The organism is Ralstonia sp. PBBBR1, from assembly GCF_002256165.1.
Lineage (GTDB): Bacteria > Pseudomonadota > Gammaproteobacteria > Burkholderiales > Burkholderiaceae > Ralstonia > Ralstonia thomasii.
Genome location: NZ_NKIL01000005.1, coordinates 283,865 through 310,331, shown reverse-complemented (window position 1 = coordinate 310,331; position 26,467 = coordinate 283,865). Strand labels below are relative to the sequence as shown.

The 26,467-nt window shown below is 64.9% G+C and carries 23 protein-coding genes; 16 read left to right on the top strand and 7 right to left on the bottom strand.

The features are described 5' to 3' along the window. The 7 genes from CFE42_RS10110 to CFE42_RS10080 all read left to right on the top strand — a co-directional run bounded on the left by CFE42_RS10110 (window position 1) and on the right by CFE42_RS10080 (window position 9,664). Complete coding sequence (locus CFE42_RS10110) at window positions 1-603, top strand: nitrous oxide reductase accessory protein NosL (protein ID WP_004627737.1); 603 nt, start codon at window positions 1-3, stop codon at window positions 601-603. A gap of 193 nt (window positions 604-796) precedes the next feature. Beyond that, on the top strand, window positions 797-1,960 hold the full coding sequence (flhB, locus tag CFE42_RS10105) for a flagellar biosynthesis protein FlhB (protein ID WP_004627735.1): 1,164 nt from the start codon (window positions 797-799) through the stop codon (window positions 1,958-1,960). A 293-nt stretch (window positions 1,961-2,253) separates the two neighbouring features. Continuing rightward, entirely contained in the window at window positions 2,254-4,380 is a 2,127-nt protein-coding gene (gene flhA, locus CFE42_RS10100; protein ID WP_004627733.1) for a flagellar biosynthesis protein FlhA, read from the top strand. Beyond that, window positions 4,377-6,287, top strand: coding sequence for a flagellar biosynthesis protein FlhF (gene flhF, locus CFE42_RS10095; protein ID WP_004627732.1), 1,911 nt, complete (start codon window positions 4,377-4,379; stop codon window positions 6,285-6,287). The genes flhA and flhF overlap by 4 nt, the downstream gene beginning before the upstream one ends. 15 nt (window positions 6,288-6,302) lie before the next feature. Beyond that, window positions 6,303-7,088, top strand: a complete 786-nt coding sequence (locus tag CFE42_RS10090; RefSeq protein WP_004627730.1) for a hypothetical protein — start codon at window positions 6,303-6,305, stop codon at window positions 7,086-7,088. Window positions 7,089-7,096: 8 nt separating this feature from the next. Beyond that, window positions 7,097-7,858 carry an RNA polymerase sigma factor FliA gene (locus CFE42_RS10085; protein WP_004627728.1) on the top strand — a complete coding sequence of 254 codons (762 nt, stop codon included), beginning with the start codon at window positions 7,097-7,099 and terminating at the stop codon, window positions 7,856-7,858. A gap of 378 nt (window positions 7,859-8,236) precedes the next feature. Continuing rightward, a complete protein-coding gene (locus CFE42_RS10080) occupies window positions 8,237-9,664 on the top strand; it encodes a nucleobase:cation symporter-2 family protein (RefSeq protein WP_004627726.1) in 1,428 nt (475 codons plus the stop codon). Between the two features lie 28 nt (window positions 9,665-9,692). On the opposite strand, the gene CFE42_RS10075 is transcribed toward CFE42_RS10080, so the two are convergent. Together CFE42_RS10075 and CFE42_RS10070 are read right to left on the bottom strand one after the other, a co-directional pair. Beyond that, window positions 9,693-10,775 (bottom strand): aldose epimerase family protein, encoded by a 1,083-nt coding sequence (locus CFE42_RS10075; RefSeq protein WP_004627724.1) that lies wholly within the window; start codon window positions 10,773-10,775, stop codon window positions 9,693-9,695. Continuing rightward, window positions 10,772-11,995 carry a DNA-binding transcriptional regulator gene (locus tag CFE42_RS10070; RefSeq protein WP_004627722.1) on the bottom strand — a complete coding sequence of 408 codons (1,224 nt, stop codon included), beginning with the start codon at window positions 11,993-11,995 and terminating at the stop codon, window positions 10,772-10,774. Before CFE42_RS10070 ends, CFE42_RS10075 begins: the two co-directional genes overlap by 4 nt. A 269-nt stretch (window positions 11,996-12,264) precedes the next feature. Here CFE42_RS10070 and xylF point away from each other — a divergent pair, with 269 nt between their 5' ends. From xylF to CFE42_RS10045, 5 genes are all read left to right on the top strand, one after another. Beyond that, a complete protein-coding gene (xylF, locus tag CFE42_RS10065; protein WP_004627719.1) occupies window positions 12,265-13,293 on the top strand; it encodes a D-xylose ABC transporter substrate-binding protein in 1,029 nt (342 codons plus the stop codon). A gap of 81 nt (window positions 13,294-13,374) precedes the next feature. After that, the gene (gene xylG / locus CFE42_RS10060; protein WP_004627716.1) at window positions 13,375-14,946 is read left to right on the top strand and encodes a D-xylose ABC transporter ATP-binding protein; all 1,572 of its coding nucleotides are present in this window, start codon (window positions 13,375-13,377) and stop codon (window positions 14,944-14,946) included. 32 nt (window positions 14,947-14,978) lie between these two features. Continuing rightward, complete coding sequence (locus tag CFE42_RS10055; RefSeq protein ID WP_004627714.1) at window positions 14,979-16,145, top strand: sugar ABC transporter permease; 1,167 nt, start codon at window positions 14,979-14,981, stop codon at window positions 16,143-16,145. Window positions 16,146-16,191: 46 nt separating this feature from the next. Then, window positions 16,192-16,959 carry an SDR family oxidoreductase gene (locus tag CFE42_RS10050; protein ID WP_004627711.1) on the top strand — a complete coding sequence of 256 codons (768 nt, stop codon included), beginning with the start codon at window positions 16,192-16,194 and terminating at the stop codon, window positions 16,957-16,959. After that, the gene (locus CFE42_RS10045) at window positions 16,956-17,861 is read left to right on the top strand and encodes an SMP-30/gluconolactonase/LRE family protein (RefSeq protein ID WP_004627709.1); all 906 of its coding nucleotides are present in this window, start codon (window positions 16,956-16,958) and stop codon (window positions 17,859-17,861) included. The genes CFE42_RS10050 and CFE42_RS10045 overlap by 4 nt, the downstream gene beginning before the upstream one ends. On the opposite strand, the gene CFE42_RS10040 is transcribed toward CFE42_RS10045, so the two are convergent. Beyond that, window positions 17,852-19,036 (bottom strand): fumarylacetoacetate hydrolase family protein, encoded by a 1,185-nt coding sequence (locus tag CFE42_RS10040; RefSeq protein ID WP_004627708.1) that lies wholly within the window; start codon window positions 19,034-19,036, stop codon window positions 17,852-17,854. The genes CFE42_RS10045 and CFE42_RS10040 overlap by 10 nt on opposite strands. 139 nt (window positions 19,037-19,175) lie before the next feature. Between CFE42_RS10040 and CFE42_RS10035 the strand changes: the two genes are divergently transcribed. After that, window positions 19,176-19,931 (top strand): IclR family transcriptional regulator, encoded by a 756-nt coding sequence (locus CFE42_RS10035; RefSeq protein WP_004627706.1) that lies wholly within the window; start codon window positions 19,176-19,178, stop codon window positions 19,929-19,931. Between the two features lie 89 nt (window positions 19,932-20,020). After that, complete coding sequence (locus CFE42_RS10030) at window positions 20,021-21,037, top strand: LacI family DNA-binding transcriptional regulator (RefSeq protein ID WP_004627704.1); 1,017 nt, start codon at window positions 20,021-20,023, stop codon at window positions 21,035-21,037. A 21-nt stretch (window positions 21,038-21,058) separates the two neighbouring features. On the opposite strand, the gene CFE42_RS10025 is transcribed toward CFE42_RS10030, so the two are convergent. After that, the gene (locus tag CFE42_RS10025) at window positions 21,059-22,843 is read right to left on the bottom strand and encodes an IlvD/Edd family dehydratase (RefSeq protein ID WP_004627703.1); all 1,785 of its coding nucleotides are present in this window, start codon (window positions 22,841-22,843) and stop codon (window positions 21,059-21,061) included. 299 nt (window positions 22,844-23,142) lie between these two features. Here CFE42_RS10025 and CFE42_RS10020 point away from each other — a divergent pair, with 299 nt between their 5' ends. Continuing rightward, on the top strand, window positions 23,143-23,682 hold the full coding sequence (locus CFE42_RS10020; RefSeq protein ID WP_004627701.1) for a hypothetical protein: 540 nt from the start codon (window positions 23,143-23,145) through the stop codon (window positions 23,680-23,682). Between the two features lie 4 nt (window positions 23,683-23,686). Here CFE42_RS10020 and CFE42_RS10015 read toward each other — a convergent pair whose 3' ends face one another. Then, the gene (locus CFE42_RS10015) at window positions 23,687-24,346 is read right to left on the bottom strand and encodes a cysteine hydrolase family protein (protein ID WP_004627698.1); all 660 of its coding nucleotides are present in this window, start codon (window positions 24,344-24,346) and stop codon (window positions 23,687-23,689) included. A 134-nt stretch (window positions 24,347-24,480) separates the two neighbouring features. Between CFE42_RS10015 and CFE42_RS10010 the strand changes: the two genes are divergently transcribed. After that, the gene (locus CFE42_RS10010) at window positions 24,481-25,476 is read left to right on the top strand and encodes a helix-turn-helix domain-containing protein (RefSeq protein ID WP_004627697.1); all 996 of its coding nucleotides are present in this window, start codon (window positions 24,481-24,483) and stop codon (window positions 25,474-25,476) included. A 41-nt stretch (window positions 25,477-25,517) separates the two neighbouring features. Here the strand turns inward: CFE42_RS10010 and CFE42_RS10005 are convergent, their stop codons facing one another. Beyond that, window positions 25,518-25,700: a glycine zipper 2TM domain-containing protein gene (locus CFE42_RS10005; RefSeq protein ID WP_004627694.1), complete on the bottom strand. Its 183-nt coding sequence runs from the start codon at window positions 25,698-25,700 to the stop codon at window positions 25,518-25,520. Window positions 25,701-25,772: 72 nt separating this feature from the next. Beyond that, window positions 25,773-26,333, bottom strand: a complete 561-nt coding sequence (locus CFE42_RS10000; protein WP_004627693.1) for a YggT family protein — start codon at window positions 26,331-26,333, stop codon at window positions 25,773-25,775. Between the last annotated feature and the right edge of the window lie 134 nt (window positions 26,334-26,467).

The following is a 26,467-nucleotide window of genomic DNA, read 5'->3' as shown; positions in this document are numbered from 1 at the left end:
ATGCGGCTGCGTCGATCGGGCTTGGTGACAGTCGCTTTGCTGGCGGCCTCGCTCTGGTGGTATGGCGTGTATGCGAGCCGCCGGGTGGAGCCCGAGATTCCCACCGAAATCTGCTTCGTTGCGGCGCCAACGCCCTATGACCCGCGCTCGGGCACGGCGCACGATGCGCCGCGCGCCATCCCGCCCAACGCACGCTGCCCGGTCTGCGGCGCGTTTCCGTCGCGCGCGCCGGATTGGGCAGCCCAGGTCATCTTTGCCGATGGCGACGCGTACTTCTTCGACTCGCCATTGAGCCTGTTCATCTACTTGCGCAACCTGCCGCGCTACGCCGCCGGCCGGAAATCGGCCGACATTGCCGCCGCCTACGTGCGTGCAGTTGGCGACGGGCGCTGGATTGCCGCGCTGCAGGCCGTCTACGTATGGGGGTCCGACGTGCCGGGGCCAATGCGCAGGGGCAATCTCCCTGCCTTCCGGAATCACACGGATGCGCGCGATTTCATTACGCGCCACGGCGGATCAGTCACGGGCTCCGCCGGCATTACCGCAGAACGCCTCCGGGCGTTGGAACCCTCGCAGCCCCATCCGGCAGGTCGGCACACCTAGCGCGTTCCCGTCTGGTTGTGGGGCGACGCAGATTGCACCGTGCGGGCCGTGCTGGCGTGGTGCTTGGCGGCCATCTGTCGATAAGCCGGCCCGGAAGCTGGTTTTTCTGCGCTTCGACAGACGGTGCGGCCTTGGATAATGCGACGGCCGGCCAACCTGCCGGCATGTCCCGCCCACCCCCTCGCACGCCGGCATGTCCGAAGAAAGCGATCTCGAAAAAACCGAACCAGCCTCTCCGAGGCGCCTCGAGCAGGCGCGCGAGGAAGGCGACGTTCCCAGATCACGGGAACTGGCTTCGTTCGCCCTCACGGCGGTGTCCGCGGGCGGTTTGTGGGTGATGGGCGACTCGATCGTGCGCGCCGCATCGGCGTTTCTGGCGCGCTGCCTGGAGTTCCACCGCTACAACTACACCAGCGGGCAGGACCAGTGGAACTACGTGACCGGCCAGTTCATGCCGCTGGCCATGGCCCTGGGCGGGCTGATGCTGATGCTGGTGATTGCCGCGCTGTCGCCGTTGGCGCTCACGCGCGGGGCCATCTCGTTCAAGCCGCTGTCCCCAGACATTTCGCGCCTGTTCAAGCTGCAGGGGCTGACGCGCATGTTCTCGCTGGAGGGGCTGATGGAGCTGCCCCGCCTGCTGATCAAGCTGTTCCTGATTGCCGGCGTGGGCTGGCTGCTGGTCCGGTATTACCGGGGTGACCTGATCGAGCTGCCGCAGCAGGACCTGGGCGTTGCCATGCGCGACACCCTGCACGTGGCCGGCGTGGCCTTCCTCTGCATGGCAGCGGTGATGATGCTGGTGGCGGCCGTGGACGTGCCGCTGTCGTTGTGGCAATACGCGCGCAAGCACCGCATGACCAAGGAAGAAGTGCGCAAGGAGCACCGCGAGTCCGAGGGCGATCCGCACGTCAAGGGCCGCATCCGCAACCTGCAGCGCCAGGCCGCCCAGCGCCGGATGATGGCCGACGTGCCCAAGGCCGATGTGATCGTTACCAACCCGACGCACTACGCCGTGGCGCTGCGCTATTCCGAAAAGGAAGGCGGCGCGCCGCGCGTGCTGGCCAAGGGCGCCGACATGGTGGCGGCCAAGATCCGCGAGCTGGGCACGGAGCACAAGATTCCCATTCTGGAAGCGCCCCCGCTGGCCCGGGCGCTGTACCGCCACACCGAGATCGGCCACCAGATTCCCGAGGCGCTTTACGCCGCCGTGGCCGAAGTGCTCGCCTATGTCTACCAGTTGCGCCGCCTGCATCAGGTGGGCGGTCGAGTGCCGGTGCGCCCGACCGACCTGCCGGTGCCTGCCGAGTTGGACCCGGGGCCACAGCCCGGCCCGGACGACGAGCCCGAAGACGCATAAAGTGCCGCCCGCCGAGTAAAGAGCTCCACGCGCCGAGCTCCGAGCTCGGATCGCCAAGCAAAAAGCATCGCCCTCGACACTTTTTGCACGGCGAACGGCTGTTTGAGGCTCGCGCATGTCTCGCTTGGCGTGCAATTTCGCCCAAACGGCGCCACTGGCCGCTTCCACACCCCCCGGTGGGAGGGTATTCCAAAGAAAAGCCGCCTTTTGGGCGGCTTTCTCACGTCTTCGATTTGGCGGCGCGCCCGGCAAGATGGCATCCATCGAAAAGCCCCCCGCTGCACGCCCCGCCAATGAACGCCGCACTGCTCCGAGTCACCGACATCCTGCGCAAGGGCGACTACCGCTCCGCCGCGGGTCCGGTGCTCATCATCCTGATCCTGGCGATGATGGTGCTGCCATTGCCGCCGTTCATCCTGGACCTGCTGTTCACCTTCAACATCGCGCTGTCGATCATCGTGCTGCTGATCAGCATGCACACGCTCAAGCCGCTGGATTTCTCGTCGTTCCCGAGCATCCTGCTGATCACCACGCTGATGCGGCTGTCGCTGAACGTGGCGTCCACGCGTGTGGTGCTGATGGAAGGCCACACCGGCCCCGACGCCGCCGGCAAGGTGATCGAAGCCTTCGGCCACTTCCTGGTGGGCGGCAACTACACCGTCGGCATCGTGCTGTTCGTCATCCTGGTGATCATCAACTTCATGGTGATCAGCAAGGGCGCGGGCCGGATCGCCGAGGTCAGCGCGCGCTTCACGCTCGATGCGATGCCCGGTAAGCAGATGGCCATAGACGCCGACCTGAACGCCGGCCTCATCCGTGAAGACGAAGCCCGCAGGCGCCGCACGGAGATCGCCCAGGAAGCCGAATTCTTCGGCTCCATGGACGGTGCCAGCAAGTTCGTGCGCGGCGACTCGGTGGCGGGTATCGCCATCCTGTTGATCAACATCGTCGGCGGCCTGGCGGTGGGCGTGCTCCAGCACGGCATGGACGTGGGCCACGCGGCCACCAACTACACGCTGCTGACCATCGGCGACGGCCTGGTCGCGCAGATTCCCGCGCTGGTGATCTCCACCGCGGCGGGCATCATGGTCAGCCGCGTCTCCACCGACAAGGACGTCGGCCAGCAACTGTCGAGCGAGCTGTTTGCCATGCCGACGGTGCTGATGACCACCGCCGGCGTGCTGGGCCTGCTGGGCCTGGTGCCGGGCATGCCGCACTTCCCGTTCATCCTGTTTGGGGGCGGCCTTGGCTATCTGGGCTGGTACCTGAAGAAGAAGCGCGAAGTGCCCGAGATCGAGCCCGTGCTGCAGGCCATTGCCCCGGTGGATACGCCCGAAGCGAGCTGGGACGACGTGTCGTGGGTCGACGTGCTGGGCCTGGAAATCGGTTACCGCCTGATCCCGCTGGTCGACAAGAGCCAGGACGGCGAGCTGCTGCGCCGCATCAAGGGCATCCGCAAGAAATTCACGCAGGACATGGGCTTCCTGGCGCCGGTGGTGCATATCCGCGACAACCTGGAGCTGGGCCCATCGTCGTACCGCATCACGCTCAAGGGCGTGGAGATCGGCCACGGCGAGGTGCAGCAGGGCAAGTTCCTGGCCATCAATCCGGGCGGCCAGGATGGCATGGGCGGTCATGGCGGCATGGGTGGCCTCGGTGGTCGACTGGGCACGCAACTGCCCGGCACGCCCACCGTGGACCCGACCTTTGGCCTGCCGGCCATGTGGATCACCGCCGATGTGCGCGATCGCGCGCAGGCCGAGGGCTACACCGTGGTCGATTGCAGCACCGTCATCGCCACCCACGTCAATCAGTTGATTTACACCCATAGCACCGAGCTTCTCGGCCGTTTGGAAGTCCAGCAGTTGCTCGATCATTTGGGCAAGGAAGCACCGAAGCTGGTCGAAGACGTTGTACCCAAGCTGTTGCCCGTCGCGACCGTGCAGAAGGTGCTGCAGAACCTGCTGGACGAAGGCCTGCATATCCGCGATATCCGCACCATCGTCGAGACGCTGGCGGAACACGGAGGCAGGACGCAAGACCCCGCCGAACTCACCGCCGCCGTGCGTGTGGCGCTGGGCCGGGCGATTGCCCAGCAGCTCTTCCCGAACAAGACCGAAATGCAGGTCGTCACGCTTGACCCGAATCTGGAGAACATCTTGCTGCAAAGCGTCGTTGGCTCTAACGCCGGCCCGATCGAACCGCAACTGGCCGACTCGCTCATGCAGGCGGCAGCGGACTCGTCGCGGCAGCACGAACAGATGGGTCAGACGGGCGTCCTGCTCGTGCCGCCCGCACTGCGCCCGATGCTTGCCCGCCTGTTCAAGCGTGCCGCACCGAGCCTGCGCGTGCTGTCGCACGCAGAAATTCCGGATCACCGAACGATTAAGGTTGTCGCCATGCTTGGAGGCCGCGCATGAAAATGCATCGATTTACCGGACTGACGTCGCGTGACGTGTTGCGCAAGGTCCGCGACCAACTGGGCGATGGCGCTCTGATCCTGTCGAACCGTGCCATTCCGGGCGGCATCGAGATCATCGCGGCATCCGATTCGCACGTGGATGCGCTGGTCGATACGCAGTCGTCGGCACCCAAGACGGCACAGCGCCGCCCGATGGCTCCGGCTCCGATTCCCGAGCCCGCACCGATTGCCGCTGCAACCGCAGCCGTCGTCGCCGCTCACGCTCCCGCTGAAGAGGCCGCGCAGGCCGAGGCCCCGGCACCCAACGCACTGGCCCGTCTGCGTAACCGCTTCATTGCTTCGCGCCGCGCTCCCGCACAGGAAGACGCACCGGCAGCGCCGGCTGCTCCCGTGGCCAAGCCGGCCGGCCGCACGCTGCAAACGCGCGTGGACGACGACGTGGCGTTTGGCGAAGAAGATGCGCTGGCCGCGTCCACCCGCATGCTGGCGGGCCTGTCGCTCGACCGTGCCAATGCCGAGGTTGCCCAATCTGCGGCGCAGGCCCTGGCCAGCACCGCCCAGTTCATCGCCCGCCGCAGCACGGTGGAAGACGACCAGCCGGAAATGGAATCGACCGCCCGCTTTGCCGCACGTCGCGAGCAGGCACGTGAGCAGGCACGCGAACAGGATGACCGCCCGGTCACGCTGCGCAGCTTTACCGAGCGCGTGGAAGCGCAGGCGCGCACCCTCCGTGCAGAACAGCAGAAGACTGAGGCGCCCATGAAGGCGCGCATCGAGGCGCAAGCCGAGGCAGGCACGTCGTCCGACATTTTCGTCCGCGTGGAGGACACGATGGCCAAGCCCGAAGCCCCGCGTGATGACGTGAGCCTGCAGCGTTCGGCCATCCAGGCCGACGTGAAGGAAAGCATCCGTGCCGAGACCGACGTGATGACCCGCCGCGTGGTCGGCGAGATCGAAACGCTCAAGAGCACGCTGAACGACGCCATGTCGAGCCTGGCCTCGCTGGGCGTGAAGTTGGGCGACCCGGTGCGTACGCGCCTGTTCCAGACCATGCTCAACGCGGGGTTCTCGGCGCAGCTCACGCGCTACGTGCTGGAGAACATGCCGCAGCACGACGCGTATGAAGGTGCGCTGGACTTCGTGCAGCGCGCGATTGAAAAGAACCTGAGCACCGTGTCGGACGAGAACAGCCTGCTCGACCAGGGCGGCGTGTTTGCCCTGATGGGCCCGACCGGCGTGGGCAAGACCACCACGACCGCCAAGCTGGCCGCGCGCTTCGTGCTGCGCCATGGCGCATCGCGCGTGGCACTGCTCTCGACCGACAGCTACCGGATCGGCGGCCACGAACAGCTGCGCATCTACGGCAAGATCCTGGGCGTCTCGGTGCATGCCGTGAAAGACGCGCAAGACCTGAGCCTGGCGCTGAACGACCTGCGCGAGAAGCACGTGGTGCTGATCGACACCATCGGCATGAGCCAGCGTGACCGCGCCGTGTCCGAGCAGATGGCGATGCTGCATGCCGTGGGCCCGTCGATCAAGCGCCTGCTGCTGCTCAACGCTGCCAGCAACGGCAAGACGCTCGATGAAGTCGTGGGTGCCTACCGCGACGCCAACCTGGCCGGCTGCATCCTGACCAAGATCGACGAGGCTGCCTCGGTGGGCCATGCGATGGACGTGATGATCCGTCGCCGCTTGCCGCTGCACTACGTGTCGTACGGCCAGCGTGTGCCGGAAGACATTGCAGTGCCGAACAAGAAGCTGCTGATCCACCGCTCGTTCCGGGCCGGTGCAGAGCAGTCGTCGTTCTCGCTGGATTCGGATGAATCGTTGCTCGTGGCGCAAGGCGCGGTGTTACGCAACGCAGGCAACCGCGAACCCGGCCTGGCCGCTTTCGATTTCGCCTGACAAGGGGGCGCGACCATGACGACGCCATTCGCCAAGGATCAAGCCGCAGGGCTGCGGCGCATGCTCGGTCATGCCGCTGCCCGCCGGGTGCTGGTGATCGGTGCGGAAGAGCAGGTCGATGACTTTGTCGACAACCTGCGCATCGCGCTGTCCGCCATGGGCCGCGACACGGCGGTAGTGAACGCCCAGACCATGCTCGCCATGCCCGGCGTGCTCAAGCAGTACGACGAGACGGCGGATGTGACGCTCGTGGCCGCGCATTTTGGCACCCGGGCGCTGAGCACCGTGGCTGAGGCGTGCGACGACGTGCTGCTGACCTTCTCGGATGGTCCGGAAGGCCTCAAGAGCGCGTACACGCTACTCAAGAAAACCGCCGTGCTGCAAGGCAGCGCTGGCATCCGCACCGTGGTGTGCGGCGCGCACTCGGTGGATTCCGCCGTGCGCGTGTTCGGCAACCTGGCCAACACCGTGGGCCAGTACCTGAACACCCGTATCGATTTCGCCGGCTACCTCCCTGAGGACCGGCACGTAGAACTCGCGCTCTCGCTCGGCAAGCCCGTGGCGAGTGCGTTTCCCGCATCGCCTTCGGCCATGGCCTTCCGCCAGCTTGCCGAAGAAATGTTGAGCTGGGCCAGCGCCGAGGCCCAAGCCGGTGATGGCAGTGTGCCGTCGCGGGTGGTCATGTCGGCGCGGGCACCGGCACAGCTGGCAGATGAATCGGCGCAGGCAACGTCAATGTCGGCATCGACAGCGACAGCGACACCCGGCGCCACCGCACGCGCGGCCGAATTGGTTTATTGAGGCGCAGCATGAACGAAGCGTCAAAGGCAGGCATGGATATGTACACCGCAACCGGTCGCAAGACCAAGTCCGACGAGATGGCCACGTACGCACCCCTGGTGCGCCGCATTGCCAACCAGATGATGGTCAAGCTGCCGGCCAGCGTTGAGCTGGACGACCTGATCCAGGCCGGCATGATGGGCTTGCTCGATGCGCTGTCGCGCTATGAGGAAACGCAGGGCGTGCAGTTCGAGTTCTACGCGGCCCAGCGTATTCGCGGCGCGATCCTGGACGAACTGCGCGGCTCGGATTGGCTGCCGCGCGGCCTGCGCCGCAACGCGCGCACGATCGAGCAGGCAATCCAGAAGCTGCAGCAGCAGAAGGGCCGCGCGCCCACCGAAACCGAGATTGCCGTAGCGCTGGGCATGTCGCTGGCCGAATACCAGAAGCAACTGGTCGACCTGCAAGGCAGCCAGTTGCTGTATTACGAAGATTTCGACCGTGAAGACGCTGACGCCTTCATCGAGAACCGCGCACCCGAGAACGACGCCACGCCGCTGGACCAGCTGCTGGACCACGACCTGCGCGAATCGGTTGTCGCTGCCATCGAGGGACTGCCCGAGCGCGAGAAGCTGATGATGAGCCTCTACTACGAGCAGGATCTGAACCTGCGTGAAATCGGCGCCGTGATGGGCGTGTCGGAATCGCGCGTGTGCCAGATCCACAGCCAGGCGATTGCCCGCATCCGTTCGCGCCTGCGCGATCGCGCATGGCTGCCGACGCCGACCTGATATGAGGTCGGCTGAGAGCTGCTAACAAAACCCTCTGCTTCACTGGGTTGGATGGCGGCTCTTGGTCCCAGCTTTACCTGCCAGGTATTTCTACTGCGCGGTCAGCGACTCATGTCGCGGCCGCGCTTTTTCTTTGGGGCCTCGGTCACGAGGCACGCTTGGAGGCGTGAAACAGGTAGATCACGGCGCACATGCGTTTCAGAACGCAAAATATGTACACAAAAAACGGTTGTAATTGTTGACAGAAAAATGGCGCCCCTCCAAGATTCCGGCAAATACGCGGCATCACGCCGCATGAATGCCGGCGGATGGAACCCGCCCCATCCGCCTAAAGCACGCTCCCGGCATTGACACGGGGGCGGCCCCAGGAGACAGACAATGCGCCAATCCCCCGGCCAACCCACGCCTTCTTCGTCAACAATCGCCGACACCGTTGCCGATCCCGTCAACGAGTTCCTGCCGCTGCCGCGCCTGTTCGCGCTTGGCCTGCAACACCTGCTGGTGATGTACGCCGGGGCGATCGCCGTGCCGCTGATTGTCGGCAATGCGCTCGGCCTCTCGAAGAGCGATCTCTCGTATCTCGTCAATTGCGACCTGTTTGCGGCTGGGATCGGCACGCTGATCCAATCGCTCGGCTTCCTGATTTTCGGGATCCGCCTGCCGGTCATGATGGGCGTCACGTTTGCGGCGGTTGCCCCGATGATCGCCATCGGTGTGGAGCCCGGCATGGGGCTGCCCGGCATCTTCGGGGCGTCGATCGTTTCCGGCGTGTTCGGCATTGCCGTTGCACCGCTGATGGGGCGGCTGCTGGGCCTGTTCCCGCGCGTGGTGACGGGCACGGTCATCATGCTGATCGGTTTTTCGCTGCTGAGCGTGGGGATCAACTGGGCTGCGGGCGGCCAGCAGATGATTCCGCAGGTGGTGGATGGCGCGCGCCACATGGTGCCGAACCCGGCGTTTGGCGATCCGTTCGGCCTCGCCATTGCGGCGCTCGTGCTGGTGACGATCCTGCTGCTGACCAAGTTCGGTAACGCGCTGCTGTGCAATATCGCGGTGCTGCTTGGCATCGTCACGGGCACGCTGGTGGCTGCGGCGTTCGGCAAGGTGTCGCTGGCCGACGCGAGCGCCGCGCCGCTGATGACGCTGGTGACGCCGTTCTACTTCGGGATGCCGAAGTTCGAGCTGTCGGCCATCATCTCGATGTGCATCGTGATCGTGATCACGCTGGTGGAATCGACTGGCATGTTCCTCGCGCTGGCGCACGTGGTGGGCAAGCCGATCTCGCGCAACGAACTGACCAATGGCCTGCGTGCCGACGGTCTGGCGACGGTCGTGGCCGGTGTGTTCAATACGTTCCCGCATACATCGTTCTCGCAGAACATCGGGCTGGTGTCGATCACGGGCGTGCGGTCGCGCTACGTGGCGGCCGCCGGCGGTGTGCTGCTGATCGTGCTGGGGCTGTTTCCGAAGCTGTCTTACGTGGTGGCATCGGTGCCGCAATACGTGCTGGGCGGCGCGGGCATCGTGATGTTCGGCATGGTGGCCGCAGCCGGTATCCGCATGCTGGGCATGGTCGACTTCCAGCAGCAGCGCCACAACCTGCTGATCATCGCGGTGTCGGTGGGCTTTGGCATGATGCCGACGCTGGCGCCGGCCTTCTTCCATCACTTCCCGGACTGGACGCGCCCGATCACCCACAGCGGCATCGTAATGGGCACGCTGGTGGCCGTTGTGCTGAACGCCTGGTTCAACGGCATTCGCGGCTCGCACGAAGTGATACATGGCGAGGCCGCAGCCGCACATTGAGCATCCAACGCCCGCGCTTCAACGCGGCTCAGGTTTCTCTGGCAACCGAGACGCGGTATGCAGTGCGCTGCCGATAGACCTGGCCCGGGCGCAGCATGACCGCCTCCGCATCGGGCATGTTGACCTGGTTCGGAAACGCACTCGCTTCCAGACATAAGCCGCTGCGTTGCGCGTGCGTGCCCGACAGCATGTGGCCCGAGTAGAACTGAAGCCCGCGCTGGTCTGTGAGCACTGTCAATTCGCGGCCGCTGCCGGGTTCATACAGACGCGCGACCGGACGCACATGCGGGTGATCGTCCGGCACCGTGTTGCGCAGCACGAAGCAGTGGTCGAACCCGCCGGCCTGCGCCAACTGCGCGTTAGGCCAGTCCAGCCGTACCCCGATGGGCGCCGCCTGCCGAAAATCGAATGCCGTGCCCGCGACACTCACTGCTCGCGTCGGGATCAACTTGGCATCGACTTCCAGGTAGGCATCGGCATCGATCGACAGGATGTGGCCCCTGATGTCAGTGCCGGGTTTGCCGCTCAGGTTGAAATACCCGTGGCTGGTCAGGTTGATTGGCGTGGGGGCATCGGTCCGGGCTTCGTAGTCGATTGACAGCGTGCCGTCGTCGTCAAGCGCACAGCGAACCTGGACGGCGACATTGCCCGGGAATCCCGCATCGCCTTCCGCAGACATGAGCCTCAGGACCAAAGCGCCGTCCTGTTCTTCGGCGTCCCATAGCGCACGATGAAATCCGCTTGCCCCTCCATGCAGCAGATTGCTGCCCTCATTGCGGTCGAGCGCGTAGTCGATGCCGTCGAGCGTAAAGCGTGCGCCGGCAATCCGGTTGGCCCAGCGCCCGATCAAGCCCCCAAGGTAGCCCCCCGATTGAAGGTAGGCGGCAGGCGTCGCGTGGTTGAGCAGAATCTCGCCCAGGCGCCCGCCGCGGTCCGGCGCTTGCCAGGAGACGAGCGTCGCCCCGAGGTCGCTGATCGAAACGCGCATGCCCGAGGCATTGCGCAGCGTGAACAGCCGAACCGGCTCACCGTCGGGCAAGTGCCCCCATGTTGCCGACGAGACGGCGCCGTCGAGCGGCGCGTGTGCGGACAGCGCTGGCGCGATGCTCATGATTGGCCCTCTGCGATGGCGCGTTCCTGGTATTCGCGCGGCGTGCAATCCAGCTCACGGCGGAATACGGCGTGCATATATTGCGGGGACGTAAAGCCGCAGCGCACCGCCACCTCGGCGGTTGCGACATCACGGCTGGCCAGCATGTGCTTGGCGGCGTCGAGCTTATGGCGAAGGATTTCCTGGTGCACGGTGCAATGCAATTCACGACGAAAGTGTTCCTCGAGCGATGACCGCGAGATACCGACGTAGTCCGCGACCTGCTCGGTCTTGATCCCTTGGCAGGCGTATTGCCGAATGAAGTGCCGCGCCCGCATGACGTACGGGCTGGCAAGCGGCTGGTGCCGGGACGACGCCAGCACATTGATGCCCACGGGTGGCACGAGAATCTGCCGGCCTGCCAGGCGCGCTCCGCCCAGCATCTGATGCAGCAGATGTGCGGCGGTGCGACCCATTTCCACGGTGCCCTGAATGACCGACGACAACGGGATGCGGCTCAGCGTGCGCGTGAGTGGATCGTTGTCGATGCCGATGATGGCGATTTCTTCCGGCACGGCGAACCCTGCCGTCATGCAGGCCTGCAGCAGATGCCGCGCCCGCGCATCCGTCACGGCAATGATGCCGATGGGCCTGGGCAAGCCGCGCAGCCATTCGATCAACTGGCTGATCGCCTGATGCCAGGTCGGCGCGCTGGTCGAAAGCCCCCGATAGATCTCCTGCTCAACGGGGGCGGCGGGATTGTCCTGCCGGCGCAAACGCGTAAAGGCCAGTTCGCGCTGCTGTGCCCAGCGGTTTTCCGGCGCCTGGGGCAGGCTGTACAGCGCAAAGTGCTGCAGGCCGGCTTCGATCAGGTGCCGGTATGCCAGCGCGACCAGCTTGCTGTTGTCCGTTGCGACATAGGGCACGTTTGCCGGGTAGTGCGCGGCGTCTTCATACGATGAGCCGACGGCCACCACCGGAAGCGGACAGTCGCGCAGCGCTTCAGCCACGGCGGGGTCGTCGAAATCCGCGATGATGCCGTCGCCGTCAAAGCGCTCGATACCGGGCAGGCGGCAGCGGAAGTCCTCTTCCAGAAACAGGTCCCACGTCACGCGGGTGGAGCGCATGTAGTCGCCGATGCCCGCAATGATTTCGCGGTCATACACCTTGTTGGCATTGAACAGCAGCGCAATGCGATGAATGCGCGCGTGCTGCGAAGGATCGGGCAGTTGACGATGCATGGCTTGAGGGCGCTCGCGGTGGCAGGGGTTTGCCATACGGCGGTGGCGCCGGGGCGTGCCGCTCGCCCGCACATTCTATGGGCTGCGTGCGGCGCTGTCAGACGATGCCCGCCGGTTGGAAATAAATGTTAGGGCGGTTGGGCAATTTCGTAATTGCCGGTGCCAAGGCGGCGCATGCACCATGCGACTGCCGTCGAGCCGGCCGAAATCTATTGCGGCGCAGCAGACGCCACGTCGGTACCCACCAACAAAAGAAGATGGAGTGAGACATGAAATCGAACCAACGCCGTTGTGTTCTGAGGGCCGCCTTTTGCGGTGCAGTGCTCGCCAGCCTGTCGATGGGCGCGCCGCTGGCGCACGCGAGCAAGGCGCATCCGGAAATCGGCTTCTGTATCGACGATCTGCGCGTGGAGCGCTGGTCGCGCGACCGCGATTACTTTGTCGCCGCTGCAGAAAAACTGGGTGCCAAGGTGTCGGTGCAATCGGCGGACGCCAGCGAGCAACGCCAGATCTCGCAGATCGAGAACCTGATCTCGCGCGGTGTCGACGTGATCGTCATCGTGCCGTTCAACTCCAAGGCGCTGACCAACGTGGTGGCCGAAGCCAAGAAGGCGGGCATCAAGGTGGTGTCGTATGACCGCCTGATTCTCGACGCCGACGTTGATGCCTACATTTCGTTCGATAACGAGAAGGTGGGTGAACTGCAAGCGCAGGGCGTCTTCAACGTGCGCCCGAAGGGCAACTACTTCCTGCTGGGCGGCGCGCCGACGGACAACAACGCGAAGATGCTGCGGCAGGGCCAGTTGAAGGTGCTGCAGCCGGCCATCGACCGCGGCGACATCAAAGTTGTTGGCTCGCAATGGGTGCCCGAGTGGAGCGCCTCTGCGGCGCTGGGTATCGTTGAAAACGCGCTGACCGCGAACAACAACAAGATCGATGCCGTGGTCGCATCCAACGACGGCACGGCCGGTGGCGCGATCCAGGCGCTGGCTGCGCAGAAGCTGGCCGGCAAGGTGCCGGTGTCGGGCCAGGATGCGGACCTTGCCGCCGTCAAGCGCGTGATTGCCGGCACGCAGACGATGACGGTCTACAAGCCACTCAAGCTGATTGCCACCGAGGCTGCGCAGCTTTCGGTAGCCCTCGCCAAGGGCGACAAGCCCAAATACAACGCGCAGTACGACAACGGCAAGAAAAAGGTCGACACGGTGCTGCTGCAACCCACCCAACTCACCAAGGACAACGTCAACCTGGTGGTGAAAGACGGCTTCTACACGCAGGCTCAGATCGGCGGCCAGTAAGGTCGCGCAGTCAGGGCCGCTTTGTGCCGGCGATGAGGCAACCGCTCGTCGCCGGCCGCGTTCGTACCTCAAGGACGGGGCATGTCTGAACCTCTGTTGCAGATGCGCGGCATCGTCAAGACCTTCGACGGTGTGAAGGCGCTTGACGGTATCAACCTGGTCGTGAGGCCAGGCGAGTGTGTTGGCCTGTGCGGCGAGAACGGCGCCGGAAAATCCACGCTCATGAAGGTGCTCTCCGGTGTGTACCCGAGCGGCACCTGGGATGGCGAAATCCTCTGGGAGGGGCAGCCACTGCGCGCCGGCGGTATTTGCGACACCAAGCGCGCGGGTATCGTCATCATTCATCAGGAACTGATGCTGGTGCCGGAATTGTCGGTGGCGGAGAACATCTATCTTGGCAACGAAATCACGCTGCCAGGCGGCCGCATGAATTACGCGGCCATGTACCAGGGCGCCGACAAGCTGCTGCGCGACCTGAACATCCAGGGCATCAACGTGGCGTTGCCCGTGATGCACTACGGCGGCGGCCATCAGCAGCTGATTGAAATTGCCAAGGCGCTTAACAAGCGCGCCAAGCTGCTGATCCTGGATGAGCCGTCGTCATCGCTCACGGCGGCGGAGACGCGCATCCTGCTCGACATCGTGCGCGACCTGAAAGCGCGCGGCATTGCGTGCGTCTACATCTCGCACAAGCTCGACGAGGTGGAGGCGGTGTGCGACACCGTGACCGTCATCCGCGATGGCCGCCATGTGTCGACCGCGCCGATGCGTGATCTGACTACCGACCGCATCATCGCGCAGATGGTCGGGCGCGAAATTACGCAACTGTTTCCGCGCGAGCCGCATCCCATCGGCGAGGTGGTGTTCGAGGCACGCAACGTGACGTGCTACGACGCCAACAACCCGACTCGCAAGCGGGTCGACGATGTGTCCTTCGCGGTGCGGCGTGGCGAAATTCTCGGCGTGGCGGGATTGGTTGGGGCAGGGCGCACCGAGCTGATGCAGGCGGTGTTTGGCGCGTACGAAGGTGCCAGTGAGGTGGAGCTGGTGCTGGACGGAAAGCCGCTGAAAATCCGCGCGCCGCTAGACGCCATTCGTGCGGGCATTGCGATGGTGCCGGAAGACCGCAAGCGTCACGGCATCGTCTCGCTGATGAGCGTGGGGCACAACATCACGCTGGCCGTCCTGCAGCGTTTCGCGCGTCTTGGGCGCATTGACGGCGCGGCCGAACTCGACACGATCCGCAAAGAGATGCGCCGGCTTGCCGTGCGTGCGGCGCATCCGATGCTACCCATTGCCAGCCTGTCGGGCGGCAATCAGCAAAAGGCCGTTCTGACGCGAATGCTGCTGACCGAGCCGCGCGTCCTGATTCTGGACGAGCCGACGCGCGGCGTGGACGTCGGCGCCAAGTACGAGATCTACAAGCTGATCGGTGATCTCGTCAAGCGCGGCATGGCCATCATCGTGATCTCGTCGGAGCTGCCGGAAGTGCTTGGCATTTCGGATCGTGTGCTCGTGATCGGCGAGGGCGAGCTGCGCGGCGACTTCGTGAACGACGGTTTGACGCAGGAACACATTCTGACCGCAGCCATTCGGCCAGTCCGGCACACACCCAGGCACGCACCCACTTTCCATCAGGCAGGTCACGCATGACTTCTCAAACCAGCCCATAAGCCGCCGGCGCGATGGACCCTTCGCGCAATACGTTCAAGGCAAGCCAGCGCCTGAGGCAACTGTTCGCACGCTACAAGATCCTGGCGTTGCTGATCGCCGTGGCCGCGATCTGGCTGCTTTTTTCGATGCTGACAAACGGCGCGTTTACCTCGCCACGCAACCTCTCCAATCTGCTGCGCCAGATGTCGATTACGGGGATGCTGGCCTGCGGGATGGTGTTCGTCATCATCGCGGGCGAGATCGATCTTTCGGTCGGTTCGTTGCTTGGCTTGCTCGGTGGCGTGGCGGCCATCCTGGATCAAGGACTGGGCTGGCCGATCACGGCGACGGTGCCCGTGGTGCTGCTGCTCGGCGTGGCCATGGGCCTGTTCAACGGTTGGTGGTCGACCTACCGGGGCGTGCCGTCCTTCATCGTTGGCCTGGGCGGCATGCTGGCGTATCGCGGCATCCTGCTCGGCCTGACGCATGGCTCGACGATTGCGCCGGTGTCGGACAGCTTCGTGCTGATCGGCCAGGGTTACTTGCCGCGCCATGTGGGCGACCTCATGGCGGTGCTGATCTTCTGCCTGTTGATCTTCGTCGTGGCGAGGCAGCGGCGTGAACATCGCCGCTATGAACTCGACGTCGCGCCGCTATGGCAAGACGTCGCCAAGCTGATCGTGGCAGGCGCGGTCATCGTCGTGTTTGTCGCCACGCTCAACAGCTATGGCGGCATTCCGGTGCCGGTTCTGCTCGTGTTGGCGCTGCTGGGTATTTTCTCGTGGATCGCCAGCCAGACGGTATTCGGCCGCCGCATCTACTCCGTGGGTTCAAACCTGGAGGCCACGCGCCTGTCGGGCATCAATACCGATCGCGTGAAGCTGGCCATCTTCGGGCTCATGGGCCTGATGTGTGCGTTTGCGGGCATCGTCAATACGGCGCGACTTGCTGCGGGTTCGCCGTCCGCCGGGACCATGGGCGAGCTGGATGCCATTGCGGCCTGCTTCATCGGCGGCACGTCCATGCGCGGCGGCGCGGGTACGGTTTACGGCGCGCTGGTCGGTGCGCTGGTCATGGCCAGCCTCGACAACGGCATGTCCATGCTCGACGTGGACGCGTACTGGCAGATGATTGTCAAGGGCAGCATCCTCGTGCTGGCCGTCTGGGTGGACGTCATCTCGCGCTCCGGCCGCCGCTGAGGCTGCGCTACAGGCTTTATTTCTTTTGCTGTCACTGGAATCTCTTATGTCTTATGCGATTTATCCGAGCCTTGTTAACAAGAACGTTGTGATTACCGGCGGCGGTAGCGGCATTGGCGCTGCCATTGTCGAAGGCTTTGCCAAACAGGGCGCGCGTGTGACGTTCCTCGATATCGCCCGTGCCGACTCAGAAGCGCTGGCGTCGTCGCTGGGCGAGTGCGTGCATCCGCCGGTCTTCCGCTACTGCGACTTGCGCGACATCGACACGTTGAACGCCACGTTCTCGGATATCGAGGCCGACACCGGCCCCATCGACGTGCTGATCAACAACGCCGCCAATGATGACCGCCATCAGATCGGAACCGTGACCCAGGCCTATTGGGACAACCGCATCGAGGTGAACCTGCGCCATCAGTTCTTCTGCGCGCAGGCCGTGCTGCCCAGCATGAAGAAGCTGGGGCGCGGCGTGATCCTGAACCTTGGGTCCATTTCGTGGCACCTTGCCCAGGCGGACCTCGCCATCTACATGACGGCCAAGGCCGGCATCGAGGGCCTGACGCGCGGTCTGGCGCGTGACCTTGGCGGATTCGGCATTCGCGTCAATTGCATCGTGCCCGGCGCGGTCCGCACGCCGCGGCAGATGGCGCTCTGGCAATCGCCCGAGAGCGAAGCCAAGCTGCTGGGCGAGCAATGCCTGCATGAGCGTGTCGACCCCGAACATGTGGCACGTATGGCGCTGTTTCTTGCGTCGGACGATGCCGCGCGTTGCACAGCGCGCGAGTACTTTGTCGATGCCGGGTGGTACGGCGGATGATGGCGCCGATCATTCCGGATTGCGTCTGGCGCGTCGGCGCAACGCTTGGGGAGGGCGCGGTGTGGCACGCGGCATCGCGCTGCGTGGTCTTTGTCGATATCCAGGGCAGGCGGCTCTACCGCTATGACCCCGATACCGATGTGCGCCGCAGCTGGGTCGCGCCCGGTCCGATTGGTTTTGCGCTGCCCAGCGTTGACGGCAGCTGGATCTGCGGCGTACAAGGCGGTCTCTATCGGTTCAGCTTCGAAACCGGCACCTTCAGCCGCGTGTTGCCGGTCGAGACCGACAGGCCGGGAAATCGGCTCAATGATGGTTATGTCGACCGCACCGGCGCGCTGTGGTTTGGTTCGATGGACGATGCGGAGCGCGAGCCGAGCGGGCAGCTCTACCGGGTAGGCCGGGATGGTGGGCTGAGCGTGCGCGATTCGGGCTACGTGATCACGAATGGCCCGACCGCGAGCCCGGACGGCCGCACGCTCTATCACACCGATACCTTGCAGCGTGTGATCTATGCCTTCGACCTCGGCGACGACGGCAGCCTGGAACGCAAACGCATCTTCACCTCGATCGAGGGCAGCGGTTATCCAGACGGCATGGCCGTCGACGAGGAGGGGTGCCTGTGGGTCGCGCTGTTCGGCGGCGGGCGGATCGAGCGGTTCTCGCCCGACGGCCGATGCATCGGGCGTGTCGACTTTCCCTGTTCCAACATCACCAAGCTTGCGTTCGGCGGCGATGACCTGCAGACGGTCTATGCGACCACCGCCCGAAAGGGCCTGACGGACGAGGCGTTGCAGAAGGAGCCGCTTGCCGGCGGCTTGTTTGCGTTTCGCGCGCCGGTCAAAGGGCTACCTTCTGCGGAATGCACCGTGAACTTTTCAGCCGCGATGACCGATCAATCCTGACTGATGAGCCCGCGCGCCGCCAGGTTGCGATACAGGGCACGGACACCGAACGTCCACGGCGCGATCTCCGTCGACAGGCGTACCGTGTTGACCAGCGCGCCGAGGGGCGGGGCGCTGATCGTCACGCGGTCGCCCAGGTGGTGCGTAAAGCCGGCGCCAGGTGCGTCACGGTCCTTGATCGGCGAGAACATCGTGCCGAGAAACAGCATGAAGCCGTCCGGATACTGATGGTGCGGCCCGCAGGTCTGGGCGACAAGGTCAAGCGGGTCGCGGCTGATCTCGCTCATGTGGCTCACGCCGTCGAGCACGAAGCCGTCGTCGGCGCCCTCAACACGCAGCGATACCTGCGTCGCGCGGATCGTGTCGAGCGTGAAGCGCTCGTCAAACAGGCGCACGAACGGGCCGATGGCGCAGGAGCCGTTGTTGTCCTTGCATTTGCCCAGCAGCAGCGCGGAGCGCCCCTCGATGTCGCGCAGATTCACGTCGTTGCCCAGCGCTGCTCCCACGACATGCCCCGTGCTGCTGACCGCCAGCACGATCTCCGGCTCCGGATTGTTCCACCGCGAGGCCGGATGCAGACCCACGTCGGCGCCGAATCCGACTGCCGACATCGGTTGCGATTTGGAAAACACTTCCGCATCGGGGCCGATGCCGACTTCCATGTATTGTGACCATGCGCCCCGGCGCTGCAGTTCGTCCTTGAGCCGCATGGCCGCATCGGAGCCGGGCTTGATCTTGGAGAGGTCCGAGCCCACCACCCCGACAATGGACGCGCGCACGTCGCGCGCCTTGGCTGGGTCGCCGCCCGCCTGCTCTTCGATCACCCGTTCGATCAGGCTGACGGCAAACGTCACGCCGCAAGCCTTGATCGCCTGCAGATCGTTCGGAGCGAGCAGGGTTGGCGCGTTGCCCGCACGATCGGCAGCCAGGGAGCGTTCGACAAGCGTTTCGACGCGACCGAGGTTTTCCCCTTGGGCCTGCCGCGCGACGGCCAGTGCGTCAGGATGCTCGAACAGATCTGCCACCGTTGGCACGGCTTCCGTGATGTCGAACACGACCCCGTTGCGCACCACCACGACGGATGGCCCCTTGCTTTTTTCTGTTGTGCGCCAGACCCGACCGACGAGCGTTGCATGCTCGAGATCGTGCGGCAAGTGGTTGGCGATGGCGGTCATGTGCGCTCCGTTCATTGAACTGTCCTGTTGCCAGGGAACCCGCGTGATCGTAGAGATGGCGATGCGGGGTGTCCAACCACGTGACGCAATTTCCAACCTGTTGGAAAATCGAGCCAATTGCGAGCGGAGCAGGTTTCCAGTGAAGACAGACTACGAGGTGCCAGCACTCAAGCGCATTCATGACGTGCTGGGAATACTCTGCGCGGCGACGTCTCCCGTCCGGCCGGCCGTATTGGCGCAGGCGACGGGCATGTCCGGAAGCACGTTGTACCTGCTGCTGGAGTCGCTCGAAAAGCGTCGCTGGATCGAGAAGCGGGCAGACGGCTATCTGATCGGCTTGACCCTGTTTGAGTTGGGCAACGCTTACTTCCGCCACGACAGCTTGTTGGCAGCGTTCCGGCGCGAATCCGCCGCCTTCGTGGCCGCACACAATGAAGTCGTGCAACTGGCTGTGCTCGACGGTACGGAGGTCGTCTACATCGCGCGGGAAGACGCGCCGAGGCCGGTCCGCCTGGTATCGGATGTCGGCCTGCGCCTGCCGGCGCATTGCTGCGCGCTGGGGAAGGCGCTGCTCGCAAGCCTTGATGATGACGCGGTGTGCGCGCTCCTGCCGGCTCGTCTTGCCGCCATGACGGAGCGCACCACCACGCGCCGCGCCGATTTGCTCGACGAGCTTGAGCGCATTCGCGTGCGGGGGCTGGCGACAGAGCGTGAGGAGGTGGTGGCGGGGCTCGCCTGCTTCGCGGCGTTTGTGGGCATCACGCCGCTAGGGAAACGCGTTGCGGTGAGTTCGAGCGTGCCCGTCAGCCGACTGGACGCCCGCAGGGAGAAACGCCTCGTCGTCGGTGTTGCGGGGATGGCGGACCGCATCGGCCGCGCGCTCGCGCAGGCATAGCGGCGGGCTGCTTCGTGGCCGGTTCCGCTATGATCGCCACACCTCTTTTTTCTTTCCTCTTTTCTCCCCTCGGCGCGTAGACGTTTCTCATGACCACCGGCACCACTCCTCCTCGCATGGCCGACGTTGCGCGCGTTGCCGGCGTGTCGAAGATGACCGTGTCGCGGGTGCTGGCAGGCGGCAGCGTGTCGCCCGAGACCCGCGCACGCGTGCAAGAGGCCATCGATGCACTCGGCTACGTTGCTACGGCCGCGGCTGGAATGCTGTCCAGCGGCCGATCGGAATTCGTCGCCGCCCTGGTGCCTTCGCTGGCGAGTTCCAACTTTGCCGATACCGTGCGCGGACTGAGCGATGCGCTGGCGCCGCATGGTCTGCAACTGCTCCTGGGCGATACCGACTACCACCTCGATCAGGAGGAGGCGCTGGTGCGGTCGCTGCTGCGCCATCAGCCGCGTGGCATTGCCTTGACCGGGCGCCATCACAGTCCAGGCACGCGCGCGTTGCTCGAGCGCGCCGGCATCCCCATCGTCGAGATGTGGGATCTGCCTGAACGCCCGATCGATCGCGCGGTCGGGTTCTCGAACGCCAAGGCGTCGCTCGCGATGCTGCATCACCTGCATCAGCGGGGCTACCGGCGCATTGGTTTCCTGTGCGGGGCAAGCGAACTGGACCGGCGCGGCACCGACCGCATGCGCGGGTACATGAGCGGAATCAAGTCGCTTGGCCTTGGCGAGCCGCGTGTGATCCGCCTGGGCGAGTCGCCCATCACCATGAGCCACGGCGGCCCGGCGATGGCCGCGTTGCTCGATGCCTGGCCCGACACCGATGCCGTGATGTGCGTGAGCGACATGTCCGCATTCGGCGCCATCATGGAATGCCACCGGCGCGGTCTGTCCGTGCCCGGTGACATTGCTGTTGCGGGCTTCGGCAATTTTGAAGTCGCGTGGTGCTGCCACCCGACCATCACGACGATTTCCGTCGACGCCTATGGCATCGGCCTGCGCACGGGCGAGGTCTTGCTCGATGCGCTCGGCGTTGGCGAGGCCAAGAGCACCCGCAAGCTCTCGCGCATCGACTTCAGCGTTGTCGAGCGCGAGAGCGCATAGCCGACAGCTTCATGCGCAGCGTCAATGCGAGTGCCGTGGATTGCCGCGCGTCTCGATGACGTTCAGGTACAGGGTTGCCGGCTCCAGGCACCCGCCCGTTGAGAGCTGCCCGACGCACTTCCGATAGATTTCCTGCCAGGGCGTTTGCGACTGCGGCACGCTGAAGGTCGCGCTTTCACGGCGGCGTTCCAGCTCTTCCGCATCGACCAACACATCGACCCTGCGTGCATTGAGGTCCACGCGGATGCGATCGCCCGTGCGCAGCAGCGCAAGCCCGCCACCGGCTGCCGCCTCCGGAGACATGTTCAAGATCGATGGGCTGGCCGAGGTACCGCTTTGCCGTCCATCGCCCATGCACGGCAGCGATTCGATCCCTTGCTTGACCAGTGCTGCAGGCGGCGCCATGTTGACGACCTCCGCGCTGCCCGGATAACCGACCGTTCCGCAGCCACGGATAACGAGGATGCAGCGTTCATCAATGGCGAGGGCCGGATCGTTGATGCGGGCGTGATAATCCTCGGGGCCATCGAAGACAATGGCGCGGGTCTCGAAGACGTTTTCCGCACCGGGTTCGCTCAGGTAAGTCTGCCGGAACGCCTCGCCCACCACCGACATCTTCATGATGGCGCTGTCGAAGAAATTGCCCGATAGCACGATGAAGCCGGCGCGATGCTTGAGCGGTGCGTCCACAGGAAAGATCACCTCGCGGTCGGCGGGGGGGGCGGCATCGGCAATTGCGCCGATCGTCCGGCCCGATACGGTGGGGCAATCGCGGCGCAGCAACCCGCCCGCGTCAAGCTGGCGCAATACGGCGGGCACGCCGCCCGAGCGGTGGAAGCTCTCGCCCAGGTATTCGCCTGCCGGCATGCAGTTCACGAGCAGCGGAACCGACTCTCCGTGGCGCTGCCAGTCTTCAAGGCTCAGTTCCACGCCCATGTGGCGCGCGATTGCGATGAGGTGTGGCGGGCAGTTGGTCGACGCACCAAGCGCGGAGGCCACCATGATGGCGTTTTCGAACGCCGCGCGCGTCATGATCGTTGAGGGGCGGATGTCTTCACGCACGAGGTCGACGATGCGCTTGCCCGTGGCATAGGCCATCTGCCCACGCTCGCGATACGCCGCCGGAATGCTGGCGCACCCAGGCAGCGACATGCCCAGCGCTTCGGCCAGGCTGTTCATCGACAGCGCGGTGCCCATCGTATTGCAGTGGCCAATCGACGGCGACGACGCGGTGGTCAACTCCATGAAGCCTTCGTAGTCGATGTCGCCGGCAGCCAGCCGGTTGCGCGCATGCCAGATGACGGTGCCCGAGCCCACCCGTTTGCCCTCGTGCCAGCCGTCCAGCATCGGCCCGCCAGACAGGACGATGGCCGGCAGGTCGACCGTGGCCGCGGCCATCAGGCAGGCGGGCGTGGTTTTATCGCAGCCGGTCGTCAGCACGACGCCGTCCAGCGGGAAGCCATGCAGGATCTCGACCAGACCGAGATAGGCGAGATTCCGATCGAGCGCCGCGGTCGGGCGGCGACTTTGCTCGGCCAGCGGGTGAACTGGAAACTCCATCGGAATGCCGCCCGCGTCGCGTATGCCGGCCTTCACACGCTGCGCCAGCTCAAGGTGGTGCCGGTTGCAAGGGGCCAGATCATTACCCGTCTGCGCAATGCCGATGATCGGCCGGCCAGACTGCAGCTCTTCACGCGTCAAGCCGTAGTTCATGAAGCGTTCTACGTAGAGGGCGGTCATGTCTGCGTGGCTCGGGTCATCGAACCAAAGCTGGCTGCGCAGTCTGCGTGGAGGTTGGGCGGGCATGGCGTCTCGGTCGTTATGAGGAACAGGGTTCCCTCTGCGGGGAACCGGCGTATCGCTTTCCGGGGCCTGCGAGGCTATTTTGGTACCGGTAACAAAACATAGTAGAGCTGGAAGAAAGCGCAGGCAATAGCGCGCGTTGTCAGCCCCACTGTCGGGGAGGGTGTTTGGATTTGTCGACACCTGCCTGAGCGCAAGCGTTTGCCGCCCGCCGGCTGGAGGGGGAGGCTTGCGGTTTCACGAATCTGCAAACAACCCGCCCTATGTTGTGCCGATCTTCGGGGGAAGATAGGGGGGCTGCCATGCAGGTGTTATCCGCACGATTCGAAAAGACTGACGCGGGGCGACGTGAAATCGCCATGCGCAGCGGCGCGCTCAGCCGCTCAAGCCGCGCGCTGCTCATCATGGTGGACGGGCAGGCTACGGGCGAGGACCTTGTCGTACGTGCCGGCCAGCTCGGCCTGGAAGCGCAGGCCGTGGTTGAGCTGGTGCAGGCAGGTTTCATTCAAAGCGCAACCGATGTTGCTGGCGAGCCCGTCTTCGTTCAGGTGGCCGAGCCGCAACCCGAGGTGCCCAAGCGCGCTGCACCTGCCGCACCGGCGCGCAAGCGTTCGCTGGCGGCGGCGCGCATGTACCTCATGGACATTGCGGCACGCACATTCAGCTCGGCCGAGCACCCGATCCGCCAGCGCCTGGTCGAGGCCACCGACCGCGCCTCTGTGGAGAGCGCGTTCGATGCGTTGCTGGCGGCCCTGCGCGAAGCCACATCGGCGTCGATGGTGGAACAGGTGGAGGTGTCGTTCCGCGGGTTCCTGCCGGCCGAGGACGGTGTGGCCGGCTGACCGGTCACGCTGCCCGCTGCGCCACCTCATCCTTGAGCAGCCCACGGGCCCGCTGATTCGACTTGTAGATATTGTCGCGCACGGGCACCGCGCCGGTCTTCACGCTGTGCACCCATTCCTGGGTCGACATGACCGCCGCGAAGCGCGATTGCAGCACCACGCTGAACACGCGGTGGATCTCTTCCGCACTCGCAAAGCCGGCCTGGTTTTGATACGGCACCGCGCCCGACGCGTCATGCAGAAACTCCACCGCCGTGCCGTTGTGCAGGGCGTGGTTGATCGTGGATGCATCGCAGTTGTGCGTCATGTAGCCCACCACGGTGAGCGTATCGATGCCGCGGGCTTCCAGCCATTGCGCCAGGACCGTCTCGGGATAGGCGCTCGGCAGCAGCTTGCGCAGATAGTGGTCATGCGGACGCGACGCCACCACGGGGTGCAGTTGCCAGCCGTCGGTATCAATGGCAAACAGCGGCGAGCTGGCCGGCGAGGTCTGCTGCACGACGATCACCGGAATGCCCGCCTCGCGTGCCGCATCCATGGCGACGCCGATGTTTGCGACGGTCTGCTGCGGGTCCGGATACTCGATCGGCAGGCCGCCGGTGAAATATTCGTTCTGCACATCGATGACGATCAGGGCGCGCTTCGGGGTGTTGTTCGTGGTCATGGCTGACTCCTCAAGGTCGGTTGGATCGGGCATTTGCGTGAGCCCGTGGACAGCATCTTCGCGGATGACTATCCTTCCCGACAGTGGCCCGAAAGACGTTTATCGAAAGAATCGGGCCAAAGCGCGGAGCCCGTATGCAACCCCAGCAACTCCAGCAACCTCAGCATCCCCAGGAAATCGCCGTTCTGGCCTTCAACGACATCAGCCCGTTTCACCTGTCCGTGCCGTGTCTTGTATTTGAAGACCGCGTCTGGGCGGGGCTGCCGTCCTACAACCTGCGGATCTGTGCCGGGGAGCCCGCCAGGAAGGGCGGTCTGCGCACCACGGCTGGGTTTGCCGTGCAGACGGATTTCACACTCGAAGATGCCGCCCGCGCTGACGTGCTGGTCGTGCCGTCATGGCGCGATACGGAAGAGCGGCCGCCGACGGCCATGGTGAATGCGGTACGGGATGCTTACGAACGCGGCGCCACGGTGGTCGGCCTGTGCCTGGGCGCGTTTGTGCTGGCGGAGGCAGGCGTGCTCGATGGCCACGAGGCCACCACGCACTGGAGCGCTGCCGATGCGTTCTCCCAACGCTACCCGCGTGTGAAGCTGGTGCCCGATGTCCTGTATCTGGACGCTGCCGACGGCCGGCTGGTGACATCTGCAGGCACCGCCGCCGGGTTGGATTGCTGCCTGCACCTGGTGCGCGGCTGGCATGGCGCGGAGGTGGCCAACCGCATGGCGCGGCGGCTCGTGGTGGCGCCGCACCGGCAGGGCGGTCAGGCGCAATACATCGAGCAACCGCTGCACGATGCGCCGGGCGGTGATCGACTGTCCGATTTGCTGAACTGGGCAGTGGCCAACTTGGCGGAGCCGCATTCGCTCGACTCGCTGGCCGAACGCGCGGCCATGAGCCGGCGCAATTTCACGCGGCGCTTTCGTGAACTGACCGGAACCACCGTCAGCCAATGGTTGCTCGGGCAGCGTCTGGCCTATGCGCAACGCATGCTGGAAACCACGCGTCAGCCCGTCGAAGCGATTGCGCAACTGGCGGGGTTCGGCAGCGCCGTATCGCTGCGCCAGCATTTCAGCCGGACGTATCACACGTCGCCCAGCGCTTACCGCGCCTTGTTTGCGCAAGCCTGAAAAGAAAAAAAAGCGGCTGGTCAGCCGCTGTGGTGTGTTGTTTACTTGCTCAGCTCGTGGCCGATGACGGCGCCTGCTGCGGCACCTCCGATCGTCCCAGCCGTGCTGTGCGTCATTTCGTGGCCAGCCACACCGCCTGCCACCGCGCCGCCGGCCGTACACGCCGCGAGCGTGGGCGCCAGCGCGGCAAGTGCGCATATCAGCGCCGTTTTCCATGCATTCATGATGTCCTCCTGAGGGGCCGGCCAGATGCAGCGGTCGGCATATCCCTCAGTCGAGCAAAGCGCGTGCCGCGCTCACATGAACAGCGGTGACAGCGACAGATGCGACAGCGCGATCACGATCACCTGCGCAATCACCAGTAGGATCAGCGGAGACAGGTCGAGCCGCCCGCCCAGCGGGGGCACCACGCGGCGGATCGGGCGCAACAGCGGGTCGACCAGCGTGTTGAGCACCGCGCCCATTGGCGATGCCGGCCCCATCCACGATAGAACGGCCGATGCAATGGTCACCCACACCAGCACGTTGAACGCCCACTTGAGCACGGTGAAGAGCGCGGCCACAAAGCCCATTGGCACGAGTGCCATCGGGCTCACGCCCACCGACGCCACCAGCAGGAAGAGATAGACAAGCGCCGTGGCATAAGCCGCCAACAGCGATGACCAGTCGATATAGCCCGTGGCCGGAATCACCCGGCGCAGCGGGTGCACCAGCCAGCCGGTCAACTGGAAGATGGCCTGTGACAGCGGATTGCGCGGTGACAGCCGCACCGCTTGCGTCCAGGCGCGCAGGAGCAGCGCCGCGCCAAAGAGCGAGAAGATCGTGTCGAGCAGAAAACGCGTGATATCGCCGAACATGCGTCCGGTTCTCCTATGGTCAGGTCTGGCAGAAGCGCGCGGTAAACGCGGCGCGCTGAGGCGCGGTATTGTCGCACGGCAATCTGATGGGATCTGTGCGTTGTGCCTCTGCGCGGCGGCGGCGCATTCGCGTA

Bases quoted from the DNA above. Each gene is read 5' to 3' on its own strand.
- CFE42_RS10110 (WP_004627737.1), top strand. From the start codon at position 1: ATGCGGCTGCGTCGATCGGGCTTGGTGACAGTCGCTTTGCTGGCGGCC.
- flhB (WP_004627735.1), top strand. From the start codon at position 797: ATGTCCGAAGAAAGCGATCTCGAAAAAACCGAACCAGCCTCTCCGAGG.
- flhA (WP_004627733.1), top strand. From the start codon at position 2,254: ATGAACGCCGCACTGCTCCGAGTCACCGACATCCTGCGCAAGGGCGAC.
- flhF (WP_004627732.1), top strand. From the start codon at position 4,377: ATGAAAATGCATCGATTTACCGGACTGACGTCGCGTGACGTGTTGCGC.
- CFE42_RS10090 (WP_004627730.1), top strand. From the start codon at position 6,303: ATGACGACGCCATTCGCCAAGGATCAAGCCGCAGGGCTGCGGCGCATG.
- CFE42_RS10085 (WP_004627728.1), top strand. From the start codon at position 7,097: ATGAACGAAGCGTCAAAGGCAGGCATGGATATGTACACCGCAACCGGT.
- CFE42_RS10080 (WP_004627726.1), top strand. From the start codon at position 8,237: ATGCGCCAATCCCCCGGCCAACCCACGCCTTCTTCGTCAACAATCGCC.
- CFE42_RS10075 (WP_004627724.1), bottom strand. From the start codon at position 10,775: ATGAGCATCGCGCCAGCGCTGTCCGCACACGCGCCGCTCGACGGCGCC.
- CFE42_RS10070 (WP_004627722.1), bottom strand. From the start codon at position 11,995: ATGCATCGTCAACTGCCCGATCCTTCGCAGCACGCGCGCATTCATCGC.
- xylF (WP_004627719.1), top strand. From the start codon at position 12,265: ATGAAATCGAACCAACGCCGTTGTGTTCTGAGGGCCGCCTTTTGCGGT.
- xylG (WP_004627716.1), top strand. From the start codon at position 13,375: ATGTCTGAACCTCTGTTGCAGATGCGCGGCATCGTCAAGACCTTCGAC.
- CFE42_RS10055 (WP_004627714.1), top strand. From the start codon at position 14,979: ATGGACCCTTCGCGCAATACGTTCAAGGCAAGCCAGCGCCTGAGGCAA.
- CFE42_RS10050 (WP_004627711.1), top strand. From the start codon at position 16,192: ATGTCTTATGCGATTTATCCGAGCCTTGTTAACAAGAACGTTGTGATT.
- CFE42_RS10045 (WP_004627709.1), top strand. From the start codon at position 16,956: ATGATGGCGCCGATCATTCCGGATTGCGTCTGGCGCGTCGGCGCAACG.
- CFE42_RS10040 (WP_004627708.1), bottom strand. From the start codon at position 19,036: ATGACCGCCATCGCCAACCACTTGCCGCACGATCTCGAGCATGCAACG.
- CFE42_RS10030 (WP_004627704.1), top strand. From the start codon at position 20,021: ATGACCACCGGCACCACTCCTCCTCGCATGGCCGACGTTGCGCGCGTT.
- CFE42_RS10025 (WP_004627703.1), bottom strand. From the start codon at position 22,843: ATGCCCGCCCAACCTCCACGCAGACTGCGCAGCCAGCTTTGGTTCGAT.
- CFE42_RS10020 (WP_004627701.1), top strand. From the start codon at position 23,143: ATGCAGGTGTTATCCGCACGATTCGAAAAGACTGACGCGGGGCGACGT.
- CFE42_RS10015 (WP_004627698.1), bottom strand. From the start codon at position 24,346: ATGACCACGAACAACACCCCGAAGCGCGCCCTGATCGTCATCGATGTG.
- CFE42_RS10010 (WP_004627697.1), top strand. From the start codon at position 24,481: ATGCAACCCCAGCAACTCCAGCAACCTCAGCATCCCCAGGAAATCGCC.
- CFE42_RS10005 (WP_004627694.1), bottom strand. From the start codon at position 25,700: ATGAATGCATGGAAAACGGCGCTGATATGCGCACTTGCCGCGCTGGCG.
- CFE42_RS10000 (WP_004627693.1), bottom strand. From the start codon at position 26,333: ATGTTCGGCGATATCACGCGTTTTCTGCTCGACACGATCTTCTCGCTC.